Below are 23,617 nucleotides of genomic sequence, written 5' to 3' on the forward strand. Positions count from 1 at the left end.
TATGTTCCATCAAACCGCACTTATGTTATACTAGTAATCAGCATCTTTTTTGATAGAGTGCTAACAATTACAATGGATTTTACATCCTTTTTGGTCAAATAAATCATAGATTCAAGGGTATGATTTCATCGGAACGATATCGTGTTCTCTGGTGAAGGAGTACCTGGCAGACACTGTGGAAGGGGGCATAGCATGAGCGTTCAATTTGTGATCGGAAGGTCAGGCAGCGGCAAGAGCACATTGATCCGTCAAGAGATGATGGATCAACTGGAGCGGGATCCCAGGGGGAATCCGATGATTCTGATCGTTCCGGAGCAGGGGTCCTATGAAGCCGAACACGCACTCGTGAATGCGGGAGGCATACGGGGCATGATGCGTGCGCAAGTGCTCAGTTTCCGCCGATTGGCCTACCGGGTCATGCAGGAGACTGGCGGAGCAGCGAAAGTGGCGATCAGTGAAGAAGGAAAACGCATGCTGATGTATAAAATTTTGCGGAGGCGCAAAGAAGAACTGCAGCTATTCGGCGCCTCAGGCGAGCAGCTCGGTTTTGTCGGTAAGCTGAGTGAGCTCTACACGGAAATGAAGCGATACTGCATTGACGCTTCCTGTGTGGAGGAGCAGCTGAGCCAGATGATGTCGGGCTCCGGAAATTCTCCGATGCTTCGCCGAAAGCTGGAAGATATCGTAACTGTATTCCGTGATTTCGAACTCGAGATATCGCGGCTGTACACGGATGAGGAAGACACACTCGCCTCACTGGCGGAGGGCGTGGCGGACTCAGAATACATCAAGCGTGCCGACATCTGGATCGATGGCTTCCATGGCTTTACCCCGCAGGAGTATCGGGTGCTCGGGGAGCTTATCCATCATGCCAATCACGTCACGATAGCTCTGACACTCGACAAACCTTATATGGATGGGGCTGTTCCACATGAGCTGGATTTGTTTCATCCTACCGCGGTGACGTACATAAAGCTGAAAGGAATTGCCGATGAGTTGGGAATGGATGCGGAACACCATATGCTGCATCCTGAAGTGCCGCCGAGGTTTCAGGATTCCCCGGTGCTGGCGCATCTTGAGCGCGGTTATGACCGGAAGAAGCGCTGGACGGGAGCTTATGGAGACGGGAATCATGAGGACAAGGAGAACGGCCGCAGAGAAGGGCTGCTTCTTCATGCTGCCAGCCATCGCCGGGCCGAAATCGAAGGGGCACTTCGAGAGATGCTGCGCTTGGCGCAGGAGGAAGGAGCGAGATTCCGGGAGATGGCGGTATTCGTCCGGAATATGGGAGATTATGAGCATCTGGTAGGCCCGTTATTCAAGGAATACGATATTCCTTATTTTCTGGATCAGAAGCGGAGCGAACTGCACCATCCGTTAGTTGAATTCATTCGCTCGGCTCTGGATATCATTGGGCGAAGATGGCGTTATGAGGATGTGTTCCGCTGCGTGAAGACGGATTTGCTGCTTCCGCTGGACGGCTCCCTGAACCGGGAGGATATGGACCGGTTGGAGAATCATGTGCTCGCTTCCGGGATTCATGGTTACCGCTGGACGGATGGCCGTCCGTGGAAGGGGATTCCAAGTCTCTCTCTAGAGGATGGAGAAAACGAGGTGCTCAATCTCGACGGCATGCAGGCTATTGAATACGCAAGAAGGGTCATCGCAGAGCCGCTTCATGCGTTCGAGAAACGGATGAAAAAGGCTGCGACCGCCATGGATCAGAGTACGGCAGTTTATCGCCTTCTGGAGGAGTGCGATGTACCTGAGAAGCTGGAGCTGCTCAGCCGGGCCGCGTTGGACGCAGGACGTCCAGAGGAAGCCAGGGAGCATCGCCAGGTATGGGGAGCCGTGCTTGACCTGCTTGACCAGATTGTGGAGATGATGGGTGCAGAGAAGCTGAGCACGGAATTGTTTACAGGGGTGCTGGATACGGGTCTCACTGAAATGAAGATGGCCCTTGTACCACCCTCTCTGGATCAGGTGCTTATCGGAAGCATGGACCGGACACGAACGGGCGGGGTGAAGTATGCTTTTCTGCTCGGCATTAACGATGGCGTTCTTCCAGCCCAGTTTCAGGATGACGGCATTTTGACAGAGCCGGAGCGGCTCCATCTCGAAGATCGCGGGTTGGAGCTTGCCCCGAGTATATCCCGCAGACTGCTGGATGAGCGCTTCCTGATCTACAACGCGCTTACTTCAGCCAGCGAGCAGCTGTGGGTCAGCTATCCTGCTGCAGATGATGAAGGCAAGACGTTATTGCCTTCCGAGGTGATCCGTCATCTGAAGCTGATGTTCCAGATCGACGAGACACCCCTGTATCCAAGGCCGCATGCCGGGCAATCGGTTCCCGAACAGGAGCGTTATGCGGCCCGCCCGGACAAGACGCTTGCATATTTAACGGGCAGGCTTCGCGACTGGAGGAATGGAGAGGACATTCCGCACATTTGGTGGCATATGTACAATTGGTTTGCTCAGAAGCCGGAATTTCGGCCGCGTCTGGAATCGATGCTCTCTTCATTGTCCTATCGGAATGAAGCGCAGCCTCTTAAGGAAGAGACCAGCAGGCAATTGTATGGAACGAAGCTGCGGACAAGCGTATCCCGGATGGAGCGGTTTGTAGCCTGTCCATTTTCACATTTTGCATCACATGGATTAAAGCTGAGAGAGCGGCAGCTGTACCGACTGCAGGCTCCTGACATCGGACAGCTGTTCCATGCTGCCTTGAGCAGCATGGCAGTGAAGTTTCAATCGGAGCATCGAAGCTGGGGAGACCTGTCGGCAGATGAGTGTCTGCGTGAGGCGGAGGCTACCGTGGATCGGCTCGCTCCGATGCTGCAGGGCGAAATCTTGTTGAGCTCCAAACGGTATGGATATATCTCCCGGAAGCTGAAGAATATCGTGGGCAGAGCTTCCGTTATTTTGGGTGAACAAGCCCGGCGCGGCAAATTCGAGCCGATCGGCCTTGAGCTTGACTTCGGTCCCGGCAAACCGCTGCCGCCGCTGACGTTTGAACTGCTTAACGGGGTGAAGATGGAGGTTGTCGGTCGTATTGACCGGGTGGATATGGCACGTGGCGAGCATGGGATCATGCTTCGGGTCATTGATTATAAATCCAGCCAGAAGGATCTGCGATTGCATGAGGTCTATTACGGATTGTCCTTGCAGATGCTGACCTATCTGGACGTGCTGCTGACGTTTGCGGAGGATTGGCTTGGCGAACAGGCATTGCCTGCGGGAACGCTGTATTTCCACGTTCATGATCCGGTATTGCAATCCGCAAACGGCATGACGCCGGAACAGGCGGCAGAGGAACTGCTCAAGCGCTACAAAATGAAAGGTCTGCTGCTTGCAGACCGTGAAGCCGTTTCCCTCATGGATTCATCCCTTGAAAAAGGCCATTCGGCTATTCTGCCTGTTGCCGTCAAAACAGACGGCAGCTTCTACAGCAGCGCAGCCGTTGCGACGCCGGATCAGTGGGAGACTTTGTTATCCGCAGTGCGGGAAAATATGCTGACGATCGGCTCCAGAATTACCGGCGGCGATGTAGCGATTGAACCTTACCGAATCCAGCAGGAAACAGCTTGCACGTACTGTTCCTACCGGCCGGTGTGTCAGTTCGACGATGCGATTGAGGGCAGCGACTACCAGCTGCTGGGCAAGCCGGGACGCGATCAGGTCTGGGATCTGCTGGGACATCCGAAGGGAGGAGAGAGTCGGTGAGAGAGATGATAGCAAAGCCTGAGGGCAGCATGTGGAGTGATGACCAATGGAAGGCCATTGCACTTTCGGGTGATGACATCCTGGTTGCAGCTGCAGCAGGCTCAGGAAAAACCGCCGTGCTTGTTGAGCGGATCATTCGCAAAATCCTTGACGATACCACAGGGTTCAGTGTGGACCGGCTGCTTGTGGCTACCTTTACCAAGGCAGCGGCAGCCGAAATGCGCGGTCGGATTCGGGAAGCGCTTGAACGCGAGCTGGACCGTGACCCGGACAACGAGCATATCCGGCGCCAGCTCGCTTTACTTGGCAGGGCGTCTATTACAACGCTGCACTCCTTCTGCATGGAAGTCATCCGCCGGTATTATCAGCTGATCCCGCTGGATCCGGGGTTCCGCATTCTGAATGAACATGAGGCGGATTTGATGCGGCAGGATATGCTGGAGGAGCTGTTCGAAGAGAAGTATGGTGAAGCAGAGCAGGACCAGGGCAGTACGTTTCTCCGTTTGGCGGATTGGTTCAGCGGGGAGAGAACGGACGATGCACTGTATCGTCTCGTGCAGCGCCTCTACGATTTCTCGCGCAGTCATTCATGGCCGGCAAGCTGGCTCCGAGACACAGCGGCAAGCTTCCATGTAGCGGATACCGAGGCGCTCGGACAAACAGCGTGGGTTCAGAGTGTATTGGCTGATGCACGTTTAGCATTGAACGGAGCTGCAGGCCTGCTATTGCAAGCGAAAACCATCGCTATGCAGCCCGGGGGGCCAGCACCGTATGTGGATAATCTGAATGAGGATTTGTCGCTGGTGGCCTCTTTGCTTGAAGCCATCGATTCTTCACCGTGGGAATCGTTATACGGTATTTTTCGCGAGGTTTCTTTTGGCAAGCTGAAGTCGGTCAGGAAGGACGATGTCCTGCCTGAGCTGCAGGAACGGGTCAAGGAACTTCGGGACCTTGTGAAGAAGACCGTAAATGAGCTGAAAAGCGCCTTGTTCGGCCGACCGGCATCAGAATTTCTGCAGGAGCTGCATACGGCTGCGCCGCTGATGCAGGAACTGGCCGAGACGGTTGTTTCCTTTGGCGAGCGACTACCGGGAGTCCAAGGCATCCAAAGGCTTGGTCGACTTTAACGATCTGGAGCATTACTGCCTACATATTCTTCGCCATCCGGATTCCGTGCCGGGTCATATGATGCCCTCCGATGCGGCGATGGAATATCGCGAGCAGTTTGACGAAGTGCTGCTGGACGAATATCAGGATACAAACAGTGTGCAGGAAGATATCGTACGATTGATATCCAGAGAAGAGCCGGGAAATCGGTTTATGGTTGGAGACGTGAAGCAGAGCATCTACCGTTTCCGCCTGGCAGAGCCGGGACTTTTTCTTGATAAATACAAAAAATTCTCCTCGGACGTCAACACGTCCCTTGTGGGCATGCGGATTGATCTGGCTCGAAATTTTCGAAGCCGGATGGAAGTTGTAAATGCTGTTAATGTGCTGTTTCGACAGATCATGAATGAATCCGTAGCGGAGATCGCCTATGACGAGCGTGCAGAGCTGATATCCGGCGCTTCCTTTCCCGAACGCGAGGATACAGGGGGCATGAGTCCTTATACGCCAGAATTGCTTCTCATCGACCGTCTCGGAAAGGGTGCGGAGGAACCGTCCGAAGAATCGGCTTCGGAAGAGGACGGGGGCATGATGGAGGTTGAGGCGCTTGAGATGGAAACCGCCCAACTGGAAGCTCATGCCATTGCCCGCAGAATCCGTGAGATGACCGGCGAAAGCGGAAAGCCGCTCATGGTTTACGATAAGGCACTAAAATCGATGCGGCCCGCCGGGTATGGAGATATGGTCATTTTGCTGCGTTCTGCCATGGTATAGGGCGCCTCTAATCATTGAGGAGCTGCGACAGGAGGGAATTCCGGCGTTCGGCGAGCAGAACAAAGGATACTTTCAGGCAACCGAAGTGGAGATTATCTTATCGCTGCTGCAGGTAATCGATAACCCTCGGCAGGATATTCCTCTGGCATCGGTTCTGCGATCGCCCATTCTCGGTTTATCCGAGGAAGAGATGGCACAGGTCCGCCTGTGCGCCAAAGGTACTTATTACGATGCGCTTAAGGCAGCTGCTGCGTTAGGTGGACTGGCGCCGGTATTGGATTCAGAACGTTCATTAGGTCTCGTTGACGGGAAGTGGACTCCGGGCACAGAGCTGGAAAGTATGGCAGAAGCGGCGGCAGGCCATGAGCTGGTTGCAGGCAGCTCTTCAAGTGCTTCGATGCGGATGAACGGCCCGAATGTTGAAATATCAACGGAGCTGGGCACAAAACTGGGGTCGTTCATGGACCGGCTGCGGCGCTGGCGTCAGGAGGCCCGTCAGGGGAGCCTGAGCGAGCTGATCTGGGGGATCTACAGCGAGACCGGTTACTTGGATTGGATCGGCGGTTTGCCGGGAGGCAAGCAGCGTCAGGGGAATCTGACAGCCTTGTATGACCGTGCGGTGCAGTATGAGCAGGATACTTCCTCAAGGGGACTCTTTCGTTTTCTTACCTTTGTTTCAAGGCTTCGGGAGCGGGGGGGAGATCTTGGGACTGCCGGCGGAACGGACAGCCAAGGAAACGCTGTACGTCTGATGACCATTCACAAGAGCAAAGGGTTGGAATTCCCGGTCGTTTTTGTGGCGGGATTGTCCAAGAATTTCAACCAGCAGGATTTGAACTCGCCCTTCCTCATGCATAAGGAGCTTGGATTTGGACCGAAATTTGTAGATGAGGGCATGCGGGTCAGTTACCCCACCCTGCCTAATCTGGCAATCCGCCGCAGATCGCAGCTGGAGCTGCTGGCCGAAGAGATGCGAGTGCTCTACGTTGCGCTCACACGGCCGAAGGAGAAGATGATCCTGGTCGGTACGGTGAAGGATTTGCCGAAAAAAGTGTCTACATGGGCGCAGGCCGATCATAATCCCGAGCTGCTGCTGCCGGATTATGTCCTTGCCCGAGGCCGGAGTTATTTGGACTGGATCGGCCCTGCCGTGATCCGGCACCCTTCCGCGACCTTGCTCCGTGAAATGGCAGGGTTGCCCGTAGAGGGGAATTTGGGTGTGCTGGCTGAGGATCAATCAGAGTGGCTGTTTTCGATAGAGACACCGGAATCTTTGGCGCAGGGCATGAGTGGAATTGCGGATGATGTTCAAGCAGACAGTCTGGATCGAATGAACAAATTAAAAGCTCTTCACAAACTTGATCCGGTAGAACTGGATTCAGCGACGGCGCAGCAGGAGGATGTTGTGTCCGATCACCAGCGGGAAGCCATTGACCGGCGCTTGTCTTGGAGCTATCGCTATGAAGCGGTCAGTCAAATTTCCGCCAAAACGTCTGTGACGGAGATGAAGAAACTTTTGACGCTTCAGGACAGTCCCTCCTTGGATCTGATAGAGGAGCAGGCCGTGAAACGCCAGAGCCAGGAAGATATAGGACTTGGCGCTTCCTTCACACTGAATCTGAGGCGGCCAAAATTCATGGAGTCTGCGAAGCTGACACCAGCCGAGCGGGGAACGGTCTACCATACGATTATGCAGCACTTGCCCCTTCAACGATTGGGGGGAGCTGCTGAACGGATTTCCGAGATTGAACAAACCATCCGCTATCTTGTGGAGAAGGAAATCATAACCGGAGAGCAGGCTGCCGTCGTGGAGCCGGACGGAAATCAGCAGCCTTTTTGATTGTGCAGTTGGGAAGCAGCTTATGGAAGCAGAAGATACATGGCGTGAAATGCCGTTCTCCTATGCACTGCCTGCAGCGGAAGCCTATCAAGGGCTTGCTTTTATAGACCAAATCGCGGAACAGACGGCGAACGATCACCCGCATGTTCAACTGCTTCAGGACGAGACTGTGCTGATCCAGGGGGTTGTAGACTGCTTATTCCGGCACAATGGAAGACTTGTGCTGCTGGATTATAAAACGGATCGGGTGCTGGAGCACCGCGGCGGCATTCCGGCGTTGGCGGAACAGTACCGTTTTCAACTGGATTTGTATGCAAAGGCGCTGGAAGACATTTTAGGCGAGCCTGTATATGAGAAATGGCTGTACTTTTTTGATGGGGGACAGGCCGTTCAGGTTTAACCCATTGTAGTGAGTTTGAGTTTGTTGGAAGTTTGGGAGAGGAGATTTGCGATGCGTATTTTGCACACCGGAGACTGGCACTTGGGGCGAACGCTTGAAGGACGGAGCCGGCTGGCGGAGCAGGAGCACTTTCTGGATGAGGTGGTTGAGCTGGCTAAGGATCAGAAGGCAGACCTGATCCTTATGGCGGGAGATGTCTATGATTCCGTAAATCCGCCTGCGGCAGCGGAGCAGCTGTTTTATGATGCGGCAGCCAGGCTGACAGAGGGAGGCCGCCCGATGGTGGTCATTGCCGGCAATCATGATCAACCGGAGCGTGTGGCATCCATCACGCCGCTTGTTTCGGCCAGGGGCATTACCCTCATTGGAACTCCTATCGCCAATGCCGTGACCGTTTCGGCGGCACGTACGGGAGAAACAGCCAAGATAGCCGCTCTTCCCTATCCCTCGGAGGCGCGGTTGAATGAACTGCTCTCGGTGGATGGGGACGAGGACCAGCTCCGCCGTGCTTATAGCGAAAGAGTAGGGAAACTGATGAGGATGATGGCACGGGAGTTTTCCCAGCAGACGGTTAACCTGGCTATGAGCCATATTTATGTTCTTGGCGGCGTTGAGAGCGATTCTGAACGACCGATACAGGTTGGCGGAGCTTATACGGTCGATCCGTCCGCACTCTCTGTCGGCGCAGCCTATACGGCGCTGGGTCATTTGCATCGCTCTCAGGCTGTGAAAGGGGAGGGGATCATCCGCTACAGCGGTTCACCGCTGGCTTACAGCTTCTCGGAAGCTGGGCAGGCCAAATCTGTGACGATGGTTGACGTGGCGCCAGGTGGAGTCCCCGTGATTGAGGAGCTGTTTCTAAGCAGCGGTCGTTCGCTAGTTCGCTGGAAGGCAAAGGGCGGCTTGGAGGAAGTTTATCAGTGGCTTGATGAGGGTCGTGATCCAGATGCCTTTATCGATCTGGAGGTATCCTTGACGGAGGCCATGGGGCTTGCGGACATCCAGCGCCTGCGCAAGAGCAGGGACGGGATTGTTCACATTCGCCCGGTATATCCGGAGATGGAGGCGCTGGAGCTGGAGAATGAGCGTTCCCGACTGCCGCTTCCAGATCTGTTCCGAAAGTTCTATCAGCGGCAAACCGGCGGGGCGGAGCCCGAGGACCATCTGGTTGATTTGTTCCTGGAGCTTGTAGAGGAAGAGGAACCCGACGGGACGGAGGTGAAAGCGTAGATGAAACCGATTCTGTTGAAGTTATCCGGTTTGCAGAGCTACCGCAGTACGCAGGAAATTGATTTTGAAACGTTGTGTGAAACCGGACTTTTCGGGATATTCGGTCCGACTGGAAGCGGGAAATCCACACTGCTAGATGCCATTACACTGGCTATGTACGGGAAAGTGGAGCGCGCGGTTAACGGCACCCAGGGAATCATGAACCATTCGGAGGACAGCTTGTCTGTCTCCTTTACGTTTGAGCTTTCTTCTGCTGCCGGGCTGGAGCGATACCGGGTAGAGCGGAGATTTAAACGAGTGAATGAGCTCTCCATCAGCAATACGATCAGCCGTTTTATCCAAGTTACACCCGAAGGGGAGCAAGTGATGGCGGATAAGCTGGCCGACGTCACCCGCTGCGTAGAAGAGAAAATCGGATTGAAGATGGACGATTTTACCCGTGCGGTCGTGCTCCCTCAAGGGAAATTCGCCGAATTCCTATCCCTGAAGGGCAGCGATCGCAGGCAGATGCTCCAGCGGCTGTTTCATTTGGAGAGGTACGGAGATCAGCTTGCCATGAAGCTCAGCCGCCGGGTGAAGGATACGGACGGTGCCCTGAAATCCATAGAAGCGGAGCAGCAAGGGCTGGGCAGCGCGGGCAAAGAGGCTTTGGCAGAAGCGAAAACAGCGCTGGAAGATGCTAAGAAACTCGCTGTATCCTCCCGCAGCCGTCTCCAGGCCACAATTGAGGCGCATGAAGCTCTGGGAAAAATTCGCGAGCTGGACATGGAGAAGCAACGGTTGTTGGGCAAGCTGGATGAATTGTCTGCTCAAGAGGAAGAGATTAAGCGGCTGGAGCACCGGCTGGAGCTGACGGGAGCAGCTGCCGCTGTCCTCCCTGCGCTTGAGACGTGGCGTGATACCGGCAAAACGTGGGAAACTCGGCTCAGGCATGCCGAGGGGCTCACCAAGCAGGCTGCAGCAGCTCAGCAGGCTGCTGAACAGGCGGGCACAGCAGATGAAGCTGCCCAGGCAGCGCTCATCGCAGAGGAGCCAAAGCTCGTGCTGCGTGAGCAGCAGCTCGAGCAAGACTGTCTTATTGCAGCAAGAGCGGGATTAGTTTTGTACCAAACCGAGTTGGCCCGGTTGGATGTACAGCGAGCGGATGCCCGCAAAGAATTCGAGACGGTGGGCGTGCAGCTCCAGAAGGAGCAGGAGCTGCTTGAACGAGGACGCAGACGGCGGGAGGAGCTGCAGGATAAGCTCAAAGGGCTTGAGACCCGCTCAGGTGAGCGTCAGGCGCTTCATGCGGCGATGCAGAAGGTTCAGGCACTGGAGGCAGCCCGTAAGCATAAGGAAAAGGCAGAACACGAACTGAAACAGCAGGAGATCAAACTCAAGGAGCAAGAGTTAAGGCTCAGTATGCTGCAGAAGCAGGAAGTGGAACTGCAGCAGCGATACATAAAGCTCTCGGCACATGCCGGCAATCTGCAGCGTTCTGCCGCTGAAGTTGCGGCGTTTGCCGACCGGACTGCAGTTGCGGCCAGCCAGGTAAACCAGGCGATGAATCAATTGCTTCGTGAAAAGCAGCTTCATGATTTGTCCATGTCGCTGGCTCTTGAGCTACAGGAGGGTAAGCCTTGTCCCGTATGCGGAAGCGAGCATCACCCTCTTCCTGCGGCAGCTTCGGAGCCGTCTGATACGACCTCTGACGAGAACCTGGATAGACTGTCACGGATTGCCCATCAGATACAGGAAATTCGATTGACCCTGCGGGGGCAGCTTAACGAAGCGGAATCTCTGGTGAGTCATTTGAATGCCCAGACGGAGCCGTTCGCTGGAAGCGAACTCCTTCTCGAGGGCCCTCGTGAGGAGCAGGACGAAGCATGGGTGGAAGCTGCAGCCTCAGGAGTGCCTGTTGTTGAAACACCGTACGATGTGGAGAGGCTTGCTTCAGACACTGCATGGCTGGTGCAAAGAGCGGAAGCACAGGCAGCTGCCATTGGGCAGTGCCGCATGGAGGCGTCCAAGGCTCAGCAGAGCCTCCACGCTTGCCAACAGGAGCTCATGAAGCAGAATGCTGCGGCTGAGAATGGTCAGACGATAGTGAACCAACTGCGCGATCAGCTTGCAGGCTTGGAAGCCGAAACTGCCGACATTCAAAGTTTATGGCAGGAGGACAACCCGGCATTTCCTTTGGAAGAGACGGCTGATCGTTTTCAGCTCATGCAGCAGAAGGATGCGGAGTCCGAGTCCATTAGGGAAGGGCTTGAACGAAGCGTTCCCTTCATTGAGGAGAAGCAGCAGGCGGTCCTCCGCCTGGAGCAGAAGCTCCGTGAGCTGGAGAAGCTGCTGATTCAGTGGGATGCCCAGCGTGAGGGCAAAGCTGAAGTGTTGAAAGACAAGAAAGAGCGCCTTCAGGCATGGATTGGGGAACGATCCGCTGAAGAGCTGTTGAGCGAATGCCGATCCAGATTGAAGCTTCTGAAGGAATCCGCTGAGCAAGCCAGAGGCAAGCGCAGAAAGGCCGATGAGGCGGCGCAGCTTGCAGCCAAAGAAGCAGCTCTTGCAGAACAGGCTGCAAACGCCGCACAGGAGCTGTATCTTGCTGCCAAGCTTGCATGGGAGAAGCAACTGGAAGCCTCGCCGTTTGTTACGGAGGCAGCCGTTATGGAAGCCTGCTTATCCGAGAGCGAAACCGAACGATGTGCCCAGCTGGTGAAGGCGCATCGTGAGGGACAACGAGAATGGACGCTAAGGCTTCGGGACGTCGAGCAGAAGCTCGGCACCGATCCATTCCGTCAAGAGGAATGGGAACGAAGCTCTGCCGAGCTTCAGGTGGCTCGTACGGCCGATGAGGAGGCCGTACGGGCGAAAGCCAGAGCGGAGCGGGACCTGGATGATTTGGAGAAGCGACATATCCGGTTTATGGAATTGGAAGAGCTGCGCCTTGGCCTTCAACGGGAAAGCGAGCGCTTGTCCAAACTGCAGTCCTGCTTGCGAGGCAATGCATTCGTGGAATACATTGCGGAGGAGCAGCTGATGCAGGTGAGCCAGTCTGCTTCCCAGCGTCTTCGCTTCTTGACCAAGCAGCGCTACTCGCTTGAGGTGGATTCCGGGGGAGGCTTTGTCATTCGTGACGACGCCAACGGCGGCGTAAGGCGGCCGGTATCCACGCTATCCGGCGGTGAGACATTCTTAACCTCGCTGGCCTTGGCTTTGGCGCTTTCAGCGCAGATTCAGCTTCGGGGGCAGTATCCGCTCCAGTTCTTCTTCCTTGATGAAGGCTTTGGCACCCTGGATCCGGAACTGCTGGAGACGGTTATCACCGCTCTGGAGCGGCTTCATAATGATAAGCTTACCGTCGGCATCATCAGTCACGTGCCAGAGCTTCGGGCGCGTTTGCCACGGAAGCTGGTCGTGCGGCCTGCGGAGCAGGCTGGAGAAGGATCGCAGCTTGCGATCGAATCGCTGTAGCAGCTAGAGCAGTCGATGTGATATATATCACGGAAACAGCAACAAGGCACTGTTATAGTACAGTTAAGCCGACATATACAAGAAGCACCGGGCAGGCGCTTGATCATGGGGGATTCCTAACTTTTCCCTTGCTCTCATGATGAAGCGCCTCCTTACTGGACAGCTGCGTTCCAGGGGTGCTTCTCTTTTTTTTGCCTGCTGCTGATAAAGTCATTTATTGGACGCATGGTCCATTTTCTTATATGATAAAAGCGTGAGAACGTATGAAAGGGGTAACCGTGCATGGATTGTCTTTTTTGTAAAATTGTAGAGGGTGAGCTTCCTTCGACGAAAGTACTCGAGAATGATAAGGTGCTTGTATTTCAAAATATTAACCCGGAAGCACCTGTTCATGTATTGATCATTCCCAAGAAGCATATCGCATCCATGAACGATATTCAGGATGAGGATTCGCAGCTGATTGGTGAGATGCACCAAGCAGCAAAAGAAGCTGCGGCCAAGCTTGGCATTGCAGAGAGCGGTTATCGGCTGATTAACAACTGCGGACCTGATGGAGAACAATCGGTGTTCCATGTACATTATCATCTGATGGGCGGCCGTCGTTTAGGTGCATTGACAGGCATTTCACCCGCTCATACATAGCATCTGGAATAAAGAGAACGATATCAACCTCCCAGTGTTTGACCTCTGTGGGGTTGTTCCAATTGTTGAGACTATTGTAAATTAGGCGCCCAAGGTTGACACCCTATTTCGGTTTGCCCTATAATGAAGTTTGATGAACCGTGTTAATGCTCTTGGACGGTCTGGTCGGAGGGAGGGAAAACTGGTGTCTGAAACTAAAGTTCGCAAAAACGAGACAATTGATGCTGCACTTCGTCGCTTCAAGCGTTCCATTGCTAAAGATGGCGTATTGGCTGAAGTGAAGAAACGCAAGCATTATGAAAAGCCAAGCGTAAAGCGCAAGAAAAAGTCCGAGGCTGCTCGTAAGAGAAAGTTTTAGGAGGATCTGAAAAAAGCATGAATCTTAGCGAACGATTGAACGAAGATATGAAGCAAGCGATGAAGAGTAAGGACAAGTTCAAACTCTCAACGATTCGAATGGTTCGTTCGACGATAAAAAATCTTGAAATAGATTTGAAACGAAGTTTGGATGACAACGAAGTGCTTGATATTTTTAGTCGTGAAATCAAACAGCGCAAAGATGCCCTCCAAGAATTTGAAAAAGCGGGACGCGACGATCTTGCCGCCGATGCAAAAGCAGAAATTGAGCTCCTTAGCGCCTACCTCCCGGAACAGCTTACTGAAGAAGAAATTAAAGTCATTGTACAGCAGACCATCCAGGAAACCGGTGCTTCTTCAAAAGCCGAGATGGGTAAAGTGATGAGCGCTCTCATGCCAAAAGTTAAAGGGCGTGCAGACGGAAAGCTTGTTAATCAAGTAGTTCAACAATTTCTGTAACAACATAAGTGAAACACCCCTTGTTTTTCAAGGGGTGTTTTTTCTTACTCTGTGGCTAAACCGCTTACTTTGTTAGAAATGCTATTTACTTAATCGATGGTTTTTTCCAACGATGGGCATACTTTTTGAAACGAAATCGTTTCTGATTCGTAATAACTACCATATGAGGGCAAGTAAATACATATGCTTATGCTTAAGGCAGGTCGCTGAACTCATTTTGTTGAATTAGGGGATGGATGGCTTAATAATTCGAAAAGGAGGGAGAAAGATGAAGGGACAGATCTGGATGCGAAGGTTCCTGACTTTGACGGCAGCCGCGGTTATGATACTGATATCCATCGGGATGTATTTTGGTCCGACAAAGCCTGCAGTGGCGGCTAACGTCGGGTCGGTCTATGTCATTCCGGTTAAACAGCAGATCGAGCGGGGTTTAACCAGTTTCATGGAACGCGGGTTTAAGGAAGCCGAACAAATGTCGGCCGGGCTCATTGTTCTGGAGATTGATACGCCTGGCGGACTGGTCGATCAGGCTGGGAAAATCGCCACCTTGATGAAGGACAGCAATATTCCTATTGTAGCCTACATTACAGGCGATGCTGCATCTGCTGGCAGCTATATCGCGCTGAACGCAGATAAGATTGCTATGTCGGATGGCAGCATGATAGGTGCAGCCTATATGGTCGATTCCAGAGGAAACCGAATTGAAGATGCCAAGTTGGTTTCCTGGTGGAAGAGCAAGATGGCTGGTGCTGCTGAAGCAAGCGGGCGAAACAAGAATATCGCCATGGGCATGGCTGACATTAATCTGAAGGTTGATATGCCTGAGATCGGATTGACAAAACAACCCGGTGATATTATTTCATTGACGCCAGATGAAGCACTCAAGACGGGTTATGCGGATACGCTTGCAAACAGCACCGAAGAGGTTATCGCGTGGATGGATTATTCCACTCAGGATGTATTCCGGATGGAGCCGACTTTCTCGGAAAAGCTGGCTACTTTCCTAACACACCCTGGGGTAATGACACTGCTGTTATTCATTGGTATCGCAGGTGTTATCATCGAAGTCATTGTACCGGGCTTCGGCGTACCTGGAATTCTCGGCGTGGCCTCATTTGTACTGTATTTCTTCGGTAATCAGGTAGCCGGTTTTGCCGGATGGGAGACCTGGCTGCTGTTTATTATCGGCATTGTGATGCTGGCCTTGGAACTGTTTGTGCCAAGTTTCGGCATACTGGGCATTATTGGATCAGCCAGTTTGATCGCCGGTGTCGTGCTGGCGGCCTACAGCACATCGCATGTCGCATTGTCCCTTGGTATTGCCGCCGCCTCGGCTCTTGTAGCTGTAATCGTTGTCGCTCTCGTATTCAAGGAACGCGGGATATGGCGGAAGTTCATACTTAGTGACAGCTTATCGAGGGAGCAGGGATATGTTCCGAATGAAGACCGGGATGTATTAATCGGTCTCATTGGAACTTCAATTACGCCGCTCCGTCCAGCTGGAACGATGGAACTCGAGGGAAGACGTCTGGATGTGGTCACGCTGGGAGGATTCATTGACTCCGGTCGCCCGGTCCGAGTGATCAAGACAGACGGTACTAGAATTGTGGTAGAGGAAGAAAAAGGGTGAACCTCGTCACGTAATTGTGTAGTATGAAAAGGGCAAGTGTTTTAATCGGTTCCAGGATATGATGAAAATATTTTTCAAATGGAGGGTGAAGTAAGTATGGCATTGGATGGTTCTTTGATAACGATTCTGTTGATCGTGGTTGTCGCGATCATCGTACTTAGTGTGTTTTTCAGTTTCTTCCCGTTAATGCTCTGGATCTCGGCGATTGCTTCCGGCGTTCGCGTAGGGATTATAACATTGGTGGCTATGCGCCTGCGGCGTGTAACGCCAAGCCGAATTGTGAATCCGCTGATTAAAGCGACAAAAGCAGGTCTTGGTTTAAATATCAATCAGCTGGAAAGTCACTATTTGGCAGGCGGTAATGTAGACAGGGTTGTAAATGCCCTGATTGCAGCTCAACGTGCCAATATTCCACTTGAATTTGAACGTGCAGCCGCAATTGATCTTGCGGGACGCGATGTTCTGCAGGCTGTTCAGATGAGTGTTAACCCGCGTGTCATTGAGACGCCAATCGTTGCCGCTGTTGCAAAAGACGGGATTGAAGTCAAAGTTAAAGCCCGTGTAACCGTGCGTGCCAACATTGACCGTTTGGTCGGGGGCGCCGGGGAAGAAACGATCATCGCTCGTGTAGGGGAAGGTATCGTTACAACCGTCGGTTCGAGTAACTCTCATAAAGATGTTTTGGAAAATCCGGATCTGATCTCCAGAACGGTACTGTCCAAGGGCTTGGATGCCGGTACCGCATTTGAAATCCTGTCCATCGATATCGCGGATGTGGACGTAGGCAAGAACATCGGTGCTTATTTGCAGACCGAACAGGCTGAAGCCGACAAGCGTATTGCCCAAGCGAAGGCGGAAGAACGACGCGCGATGGCAGTTGCGCAGGAACAAGAGATGAAGGCTCGCGTCGTAGAGATGAGAGCGCGCGTTGTGGAATCGGAATCCCAAGTTCCGCTGGCCATGGCTGAAGCCCTTCGCAGCGGTCAACTCGGCGTTATGGATTACATGAACCTGAAAAACATCGAAGCCGACACGCAAATGAGGGGATCCTTCGGCAAGATGGGCGAGAACAATGATAATCCGGGAGACAACAAAAACAAGTAAATGATGAGGTGGGCCTATAGTGAGCTGGTTAATTGAAAATTTTTACATTGTAGCTGTTATAGGCTTCTTCATCATCTCCGCCCTCGGAAGGCGCGGCAAGAACCCTGAGGAGGGGAAAACCACCCGTATGCCAACATTCGGTGGCGAGGGAGAACGTCCTGCAAGACCGGGACAGCAGAGGCAGCAGGATCCGCAGCAGCGGCCTGAAACAAGGCGGGTACAGACATCTCCGGAAGTCTCCCGTCCAGCACCTGCTCATGAAACCTCCCGTTTTGACAGGATCGATGAAGAAGAACCGGGGACCGGGAACGGATACTCTCTTGAACATCAAGAGATTGATCGAATGAGACGTGACCAGGAGATGAATCGTCAATCCGATAGCATGGATCATAGGATGCGCATGATGCAATCGGATCTGGACCGGATACATTCCGAGTTGAACAGGATGACCACCGCACTACCGGAAACCATTGTCGAAATTCGAGACGAAGATCGTGAACAGTCTGATGGCAGTCGATCGAATTTTGCAGAACAGGCACGAAATGGTATTGTATGGTCAGAAATATTAGGAACCCCGCGTGCCAAACGCCCGATGAATCCTCGTCGATAAGTAGATTAATAGAAGTGGGAGACCGCCTCGTCAAGATTTTTTTGACGGGGCGGTCTTTTTACTTTTGATCTCATAAAACAGCTACTTGGGGCATAAGGTGTACAGTACAGGAAGGGGGAAAGTCTCCATATGTCCCGCATCAGCCGCAAGCTGCAGAAATGGACCCAAGAAATGCTTGATTTGCCACAGGACCTGTTATTTGATTTGCCGCGGTTGACCCTGATCGGCAATAAAGAGCTGCATATCGAGAACCATCGCGGAGTCCGGCATTTTTCAGAGGAACGACTTGTGTTGTCTTTGACGCAGGGTTCTTTGGAGATTTCAGGGGCCGGTCTTGCGATTCAGGCAATCCAGAGTAATGAAGTGACCATCATTGGAACCATTCATAATATCCAATACATAGGAACGGGGGAGAAACCGTGAAGATTCCGACAATGATTAACCTTCGAGGATATTTGACGCTTGCTGTTCGCGGTGAGCATGTGGAAGCATTCATCAATTCGTTGGCGGAGGCGGGGATTCCCGTTTGGGACGTTACACCGACAGGGGCGCATTCAGCGGAGCTTAAACTGCTGCTGAAGGATTTTAGAGGGCTCCGTCCGCTGTTAAAACGGACAGGCTGCCGCACGCGCATCAAGGAGCGCTGCGGTTACCCCTTTAAGGCTCGGCGTCTGTTGAAACGCAAAGCGTTTGTGTTTGGCATTGTTTTGTTTTTTACCATATTGCTGACCCTTTCCTCGATGATATGGAATGTTGAGGTAGAGGGGAATGAGACCATTGCTTCGGAAGATGTGCTGGATGCAGCCAAGCAGGAAGGGATTTATCCTTTTCAATGGATTTTTAAGCTGGAATCGTTGGACAAGCTGTCCGGGAATATGACGGCCCGCCTTCCGGGAACCTCATGGGTGGGAGTGGAACGTAACGGGACACGCATACGTATACAGATTGTAGAAGCTGCCGTGCCGGAGAATCCGCCTCTTCAGAGCCCAAGGCATCTTATCAGTACACAGGATGCTGTCATTACCCACATATATGCTGAGAAGGGGGTCCCCAAAGTAGGGATCAACTCCCGGGTGAAGAAGGGGGACGTCCTGATTTCCGGTGTCCTCGGGGATGAGGAGAACTCGGAGAGAGTGGTGGCCAATGGAGAAGTGAGGGGGCTTGTATGGCATGAGTACAACATTGAGGTCCCCTTGGTTAAGACGCATAAGGTCTATACGGGCGAAGGGAAAAAACGATCTTATATCGTATTTGGAGATCGGGCCGTCCAGCTGTGGGGTTATGGCGAAATTCCATTTTCGCAACAGGAAACGTTGACCTATTATGATCCCCTCACATGGAGAACGCGCGTGCTTCCGCTGGGCTGGATGACAGAAAAAATTATGGAGGTCACGGAGGTTCAGCATACCATCACGGAGGAAGAAGCGAAAAATGAGGGTATCGAGGGGGCACAGCGGGATATTTTAGCGAAATACGGAGCGAAATCAAGGTTCGTAAGCCAAAAAATTTTGCATGATAAGAAAGAGAATGGTAAAGTTTATATGAAAGTGCTTTTTGAGGTGGAAGAGACCATCGCGAAAGAACTTCCCATAGTATACAATCAAGGAGAATGAGGCTATTTGTCACAACAAACGACCAGCATTCAAATTTTACTGCAAAGCGCGTCAGAAGGTCTGTCTTTGTTCGGACCACAAGATACGTTTCTTAAATTAATTGAAAAAGAAATTCCCGCAACCATCGATTCACGGGAAGCGGTCATCACGATTCGGGGAGAACACCGAAATGTGGAGAGTCTCCAGCAGCTGTTTGAAGTGCTGCTTCAGCTTGTCCGGAACGGTTACATGCTGACTGAACGCGATATTCTGTATGCTGTAGAACTCGCTAAGGAATTGAGGGCGGACCAACTGCTTGATCTATACAAGGGCGAGATCACGACAACTTTCAAGGGTAAGCCTATTCGAGTAAAAACCATCGGTCAGAAGCACTATGTGACCACGATTAAGAAACGGGATGTCGTATTTGGCATCGGCCCTGCAGGAACCGGGAAAACCTATCTGGCGGTCGTGCTGGCCGTTGCAGCGATTAAGGAAGGCTCCGTGAAACGGATTATTCTGACAAGGCCTGCAGTCGAGGCAGGAGAGAGCCTGGGCTTTCTGCCAGGAGATCTGCAGGAGAAGGTGGATCCTTATCTCAGACCCCTGTACGATGCGTTATATGATGTGATGGGTCCGGATCAAACCGCCAAGGCACTTGAGCGGGGATTGATTGAAATTGCGCCGCTTGCCTACATGCGCGGACGGACGCTGGACGATTCATTTATTATTTTGGATGAAGCGCAGAACACAACGCCGGAGCAGATGAAGATGTTTCTGACACGGCTCGGATTTGGCTCGAAGATGGTCATTACGGGGGACGTGACCCAGATTGACCTGCCGCGTGGCAAGAAATCAGGACTTATCGAAGCTAAAAGGATTTTGAGCGATATTGAGGAAGTCGGATTTGTTTACTTTGCTGAACAGGATGTTGTACGGCACTCTTTAGTTCAAAAAATCATCGTCGCTTATGATAAAGCAGCAGAAAACCAAGATTAAAGGGGATTGTCGCAATGGCCTCCAAAGAACCATCGACAGACAAGTCCATATGGGGTAAAAACAGCGGATGGAAATATAGCGTGGCAACACGCTATATTCTGTTTTTGCTGCTTGCGTTGCTCTTTTATATCAGTCTAGCATCGAAGCTTTTGCCGGAGCGGTATGACATTCAGGTCAATACGAAGAGTGAGAAGAACATCGTGTCGCCTGTACAAATAGAGGACAGCAAGGCTACATTGAAGGCACAAGAGGCTGCCGCAGAGAGCGTCCAGCCCATATACCCTCTTGTTCCTTTGCGAAATGACGTGCTGGTTACCCAAATTCTTGATCGCATTGAGCGCCTGAATCAAGATGTGGATATCAGCTCATCAGAAAAAGTCGGGATTTATCGCAATGAAATTCCGAGAATGGCAAAAGAGTTCGTGCAAAATTTTGTTTCGGCCAACAGCACAAATGAAGCTTATTCCAAAGAGCTGCTCGACGAGATGCAGCGTGTGATCGAGGAACAAACCTACCGCATCCCTGAGGAGACTTTTATTAAGCTGCCAAGGTTGAATTCTGAAGACATTATCGAGATGAAATCCGTTGCCCGGGAAATCGTATCCCGGCTGATGCTGAACGAAATCTTTGATGCGCAGACAGCACGCGCAAGGGTTGCGGAGATGGTAAGCACAAGTCGGTTGGATGACCGGACTTCAAGAGAAGTTGTTCAGGAGCTGTCGCGTCTTGCGATCACGCCTAACAAATTTCTTGACGAGGTAGCAACGAAGGAAGCAAGGGTTGAGAAACGCGAGAATACCCCGCCTGTATTCATTAAACAAGGGGATATCCTCGTGGCCAAGGGTCAGCTCATCACACCGGAACTTTATGAGCTGCTTGGCAAGAATGGATTGCTTAAGGATGAAGTGAATTACTGGCCGGAGCTGGGTGTTTTGCTGCTGTCCGCTCTGCTATCGCTTGGCATACTGATGTTCATCCGACAATCGGATCCCGGCAAATTCAAATACAACAATTCGCAGCTGTTAATGCTGCTTCTCGTGTACGTGATCACCTTGATCACCATGCATTTGACCGCTTTCCTGCAAAGTGATTCCCAAATCTATGTAGGATATCTTGCGCCCGTTGCGATCGGCGCGATTCTGGTAACCTTGCTGCTGGAAACCTCGCTTGCCTATTTCAGTGTCATTATCTTCAGTATTATGGCAAGTGTGATATTGAATGTGCGAGGGGAACTGTTTGACTTCCAATTCGGTTTATTTGCAGCCGTAACTTCATGTGTAGCGATCTTCTCTATCCATCGTGCGAGCCAGCGGTCAACGATGCTGAAGGGCGGTATTATGGCTTCTCTCTTCGGAGCGCTGATCGTGTTTATCATGTTGTTAATCAATAACGATACCTGGACCACGACAGAAACGCTGTATTCAATAGGCTTTGCTATTGCGGGCGGGCTGTTGACAGCAATTCTCGTCATCGGGCTTATGCCGTTCTTCGAAGTCACCTTCGGCATCCTGTCGGCATTAAAGCTCGTAGAATTGTCGAATCCGAATCATCCGCTGCTGCGCAAATTGCTGACAGAGACACCAGGCACTTACCATCACAGCGTAATGGTCGGCAATTTGTCGGAAGCTGCAGCGGAAGCGATTGGCGCCAATGGTCTCCTCTGCCGCGTCGGTTCCTACTATCATGATATCGGGAAGACCAAGCGGCCGATCTATTTTATCGAGAACCAGAACAATATGGAGAACCCGCATGATTCCATTGAACCGAAGCTGAGCAAATCCATTATCGTTGCTCATGCAAGGGATGGCGTGGAAATGTTGAAGGAGTACAAGCTGCCTAAGCCGATACGAGATATCGCAGAGCAGCATCATGGCACGACATTTTTACATTATTTTTATCATAAAGCGGTTCGTCAGGCTGAAGAGCAGGGCATTGAACCCGATTTCACGGAAGATGATTTCAGGTATCATGGGCCGAAGGCTCAGTCCAAGGAGTCTGCCATCGTCGGTATTGCCGACAGCGTGGAGGCAGCCGTTCGCTCGCTGCGCAAACCGACGGTGGAGCAGGTTGAATCGATGATCGAGAAGATCATCAAGGGCCGCTTGGACGACCATCAGTTTAATGATTGTGATTTAACGATGAAGGAACTGGATATTATCGCCAAGACATTGAAGGAAACGGTGATGGGAATTTTCCATTCCCGGATCGAATATCCGGAAGATGTGAAGCGGCCTAAACCGCCGGCACTATCAACGGATGAAACCTCAACTGCTTCAGAGACAACGGCAACCAGTTAGGAACAAGAGAAGGAGCGTTTAAGAATGAGCCTGCAGCTGGCATGGAATAATGAACAAGAGGAATTTCACATTGGCGAGGAGTTTATCGCTGTGCTTGAAGCGATCCTTCAGAAGGCAGGAGAGGCCGAGGGAGTAACGGATGGAGAGGTGGATCTGACCTTTGTTGATGATGGACAGATTCATGAATTGAACCGGGAATATCGGGGAATTGACCGCCCAACCGATGTGCTGTCCTTTGCCATGAATGAGATTACAAACGACGAGCTCGAAATCATTTATGAGCTTGACGAAGGTGAGGAACTGGAGAGTGTCCCGGATGTTCTGGGTGACATTATCATCTCGGTCCAGCGTGCAAAGCTGCAAAGCGAAGAATACGGTCACTCTCTTGAACGGGAGCTGGGTTTTCTGTTCGTTCACGGATTTCTGCATTTGCTCGGGTATGATCATCAGGATGAAGCGAGCGAAGCCGCAATGATGGGCAAACAGGAGGCTGTGCTTGCCGAAGTAGGATTGACAAGATAGTGAAACCGCACAGACAATCGTTATATAAGGCATTTGGTTGTGCCTTACGGGGCATCGTCACGGCTGTGAAAACGGAACGCAATATGAAAATACACATGGCTGCTGCCTTGATCGTACTCATCGCAGCAGCTTTGCTGCACTTGGACCGGATGAGCTGGTTATTTCTGATATTGGCCATCGCCATTGTGTTCATTGCAGAACTAATGAATACCGCAATCGAGGCCGTAGTCGATTTAATTTCGCCACAAAAACATGTTTTAGCCCGATTGGCTAAGGATACCGCAGCCGGTGCAGCGTTAGTTGCAGCGGCGTTTGCCGTCATGGTCGGTTTACTGGTGTTCTATCAACCGGTTTGGGAATGGATACAATCAATGACAAATTGATATCAACAAGTTGATCTATAGGAGGAACTATACATGGATGCAGGATTATTAATGCAGGAAGCAATCAAGGCACGCACGCGGGCTTACATACCCTACTCGAAGTTTGGTGTGGGCGCAGCTCTTCTGGATGCGCATGGAGAGGTACACCATGGCTGCAACGTGGAGAACGCTGCCTATGGTCCCACCAATTGTGCAGAGCGTACGGCATTATTCCGGGCGATTGCGGATGGTCATGAAGCAGGGAGCTTCCAGGCGATTGCCATTGTTGCTGATACAGAAGGCCCCTGCTCACCTTGCGGTGTATGCCGCCAAGTATTGGTGGAGCTGTGCAAGCCGGATATGAAAGTGATTATGGGGAATCTGAAAGGCGATATACAGGAGACCACCGTCAGTGAGCTGCTGCCGGGAGCATTTGGCCCCTGGGATCTGAACAAAGAGCAAGCTTGAGTGAATTAGTGGAATTAATTAAAAAGAATACAACAAGTTGATACA

The 23,617-nt window shown here is 52.0% G+C and carries 16 protein-coding genes and 1 pseudogene; all 17 read left to right on the forward strand.

Annotation, left to right across the window (positions count from 1 at the left end):
• Positions 1-192 precede the first annotated feature (192 nt).
• The 17 genes and pseudogenes from addB (at position 193) to cdd (ending at position 23,572) form a co-directional block, all read left to right on the forward strand.
• Positions 193-3,723, forward strand: a complete 3,531-nt coding sequence (gene addB, locus PVOR_RS09875) for a helicase-exonuclease AddAB subunit AddB (protein WP_006209016.1) — start codon at positions 193-195, stop codon at positions 3,721-3,723.
• A 5-nt stretch (positions 3,724-3,728) separates the two neighbouring features.
• Positions 3,729-7,844 (forward strand): annotated as a pseudogene (addA, locus tag PVOR_RS09880) (helicase-exonuclease AddAB subunit AddA).
• A 51-nt stretch (positions 7,845-7,895) separates the two neighbouring features.
• Positions 7,896-9,074, forward strand: coding sequence for an exonuclease SbcCD subunit D (locus tag PVOR_RS09885; RefSeq protein WP_006209017.1), 1,179 nt, complete (start codon positions 7,896-7,898; stop codon positions 9,072-9,074).
• On the forward strand, positions 9,075-12,530 hold the full coding sequence (locus PVOR_RS09890) for an AAA family ATPase (protein WP_006209018.1): 3,456 nt from the start codon (positions 9,075-9,077) through the stop codon (positions 12,528-12,530).
• 282 nt (positions 12,531-12,812) lie between these two features.
• Positions 12,813-13,172, forward strand: coding sequence for a histidine triad nucleotide-binding protein (locus tag PVOR_RS09895; RefSeq protein ID WP_006209019.1), 360 nt, complete (start codon positions 12,813-12,815; stop codon positions 13,170-13,172).
• A 184-nt stretch (positions 13,173-13,356) separates the two neighbouring features.
• The gene (gene rpsU / locus PVOR_RS09900; RefSeq protein ID WP_005547957.1) at positions 13,357-13,530 is read left to right on the forward strand and encodes a 30S ribosomal protein S21; all 174 of its coding nucleotides are present in this window, start codon (positions 13,357-13,359) and stop codon (positions 13,528-13,530) included.
• Positions 13,531-13,547: 17 nt separating this feature from the next.
• Positions 13,548-13,988 carry a GatB/YqeY domain-containing protein gene (locus PVOR_RS09905; RefSeq protein ID WP_006209020.1) on the forward strand — a complete coding sequence of 147 codons (441 nt, stop codon included), beginning with the start codon at positions 13,548-13,550 and terminating at the stop codon, positions 13,986-13,988.
• Positions 13,989-14,256: 268 nt separating this feature from the next.
• Positions 14,257-15,618, forward strand: coding sequence for an NfeD family protein (locus PVOR_RS09910; protein WP_006209021.1), 1,362 nt, complete (start codon positions 14,257-14,259; stop codon positions 15,616-15,618).
• A 96-nt stretch (positions 15,619-15,714) separates the two neighbouring features.
• Positions 15,715-16,722: a flotillin-like protein FloA gene (gene floA, locus PVOR_RS09915; RefSeq protein ID WP_006209022.1), complete on the forward strand. Its 1,008-nt coding sequence runs from the start codon at positions 15,715-15,717 to the stop codon at positions 16,720-16,722.
• A 19-nt stretch (positions 16,723-16,741) separates the two neighbouring features.
• The gene (locus PVOR_RS09920; protein ID WP_006209023.1) at positions 16,742-17,332 is read left to right on the forward strand and encodes a hypothetical protein; all 591 of its coding nucleotides are present in this window, start codon (positions 16,742-16,744) and stop codon (positions 17,330-17,332) included.
• Positions 17,333-17,461: 129 nt separating this feature from the next.
• The gene (gene yqfC, locus PVOR_RS09925) at positions 17,462-17,755 is read left to right on the forward strand and encodes a sporulation protein YqfC (RefSeq protein ID WP_006209024.1); all 294 of its coding nucleotides are present in this window, start codon (positions 17,462-17,464) and stop codon (positions 17,753-17,755) included.
• Positions 17,752-18,945 carry a sporulation protein YqfD gene (gene yqfD, locus PVOR_RS09930; protein WP_006209025.1) on the forward strand — a complete coding sequence of 398 codons (1,194 nt, stop codon included), beginning with the start codon at positions 17,752-17,754 and terminating at the stop codon, positions 18,943-18,945. The genes yqfC and yqfD overlap by 4 nt, the downstream gene beginning before the upstream one ends.
• A gap of 6 nt (positions 18,946-18,951) precedes the next feature.
• Positions 18,952-19,923, forward strand: coding sequence for a PhoH family protein (locus tag PVOR_RS09935; RefSeq protein ID WP_006209026.1), 972 nt, complete (start codon positions 18,952-18,954; stop codon positions 19,921-19,923).
• A 14-nt stretch (positions 19,924-19,937) separates the two neighbouring features.
• Positions 19,938-22,220: an HD family phosphohydrolase gene (locus PVOR_RS09940; protein ID WP_006209027.1), complete on the forward strand. Its 2,283-nt coding sequence runs from the start codon at positions 19,938-19,940 to the stop codon at positions 22,218-22,220.
• Positions 22,221-22,244: 24 nt separating this feature from the next.
• The gene (ybeY, locus tag PVOR_RS09945) at positions 22,245-22,742 is read left to right on the forward strand and encodes an rRNA maturation RNase YbeY (protein WP_006209028.1); all 498 of its coding nucleotides are present in this window, start codon (positions 22,245-22,247) and stop codon (positions 22,740-22,742) included.
• A complete protein-coding gene (locus PVOR_RS09950) occupies positions 22,742-23,125 on the forward strand; it encodes a diacylglycerol kinase family protein (RefSeq protein ID WP_006209029.1) in 384 nt (127 codons plus the stop codon). Before ybeY ends, PVOR_RS09950 begins: the two co-directional genes overlap by 1 nt.
• A 33-nt stretch (positions 23,126-23,158) precedes the next feature.
• Positions 23,159-23,572 carry a cytidine deaminase gene (gene cdd, locus PVOR_RS09955; protein WP_006209030.1) on the forward strand — a complete coding sequence of 138 codons (414 nt, stop codon included), beginning with the start codon at positions 23,159-23,161 and terminating at the stop codon, positions 23,570-23,572.
• Positions 23,573-23,617: the final 45 nt, after the last annotated feature.

It is taken from the genome of Paenibacillus vortex V453 (genome assembly GCF_000193415.1).
Lineage (GTDB): Bacteria > Bacillota > Bacilli > Paenibacillales > Paenibacillaceae > Paenibacillus_AQ > Paenibacillus_AQ glucanolyticus.

Excerpts from the sequence above, each read along its gene's own strand:
- PVOR_RS09910 (WP_006209021.1), top strand. The coding sequence starts at position 14,257 with ATGAAGGGACAGATCTGGATGCGAAGGTTCCTGACTTTGACGGCAGCC.
- addB (WP_006209016.1), top strand. The coding sequence starts at position 193 with ATGAGCGTTCAATTTGTGATCGGAAGGTCAGGCAGCGGCAAGAGCACA.
- PVOR_RS09895 (WP_006209019.1), top strand. The coding sequence starts at position 12,813 with ATGGATTGTCTTTTTTGTAAAATTGTAGAGGGTGAGCTTCCTTCGACG.
- cdd (WP_006209030.1), top strand. The coding sequence starts at position 23,159 with ATGGATGCAGGATTATTAATGCAGGAAGCAATCAAGGCACGCACGCGG.
- floA (WP_006209022.1), top strand. The coding sequence starts at position 15,715 with ATGGCATTGGATGGTTCTTTGATAACGATTCTGTTGATCGTGGTTGTC.
- PVOR_RS09890 (WP_006209018.1), top strand. The coding sequence starts at position 9,075 with ATGAAACCGATTCTGTTGAAGTTATCCGGTTTGCAGAGCTACCGCAGT.
- ybeY (WP_006209028.1), top strand. The coding sequence starts at position 22,245 with ATGAGCCTGCAGCTGGCATGGAATAATGAACAAGAGGAATTTCACATT.
- yqfC (WP_006209024.1), top strand. The coding sequence starts at position 17,462 with ATGTCCCGCATCAGCCGCAAGCTGCAGAAATGGACCCAAGAAATGCTT.
- PVOR_RS09885 (WP_006209017.1), top strand. The coding sequence starts at position 7,896 with ATGCGTATTTTGCACACCGGAGACTGGCACTTGGGGCGAACGCTTGAA.
- PVOR_RS09905 (WP_006209020.1), top strand. The coding sequence starts at position 13,548 with ATGAATCTTAGCGAACGATTGAACGAAGATATGAAGCAAGCGATGAAG.
- PVOR_RS09940 (WP_006209027.1), top strand. The coding sequence starts at position 19,938 with ATGGCCTCCAAAGAACCATCGACAGACAAGTCCATATGGGGTAAAAAC.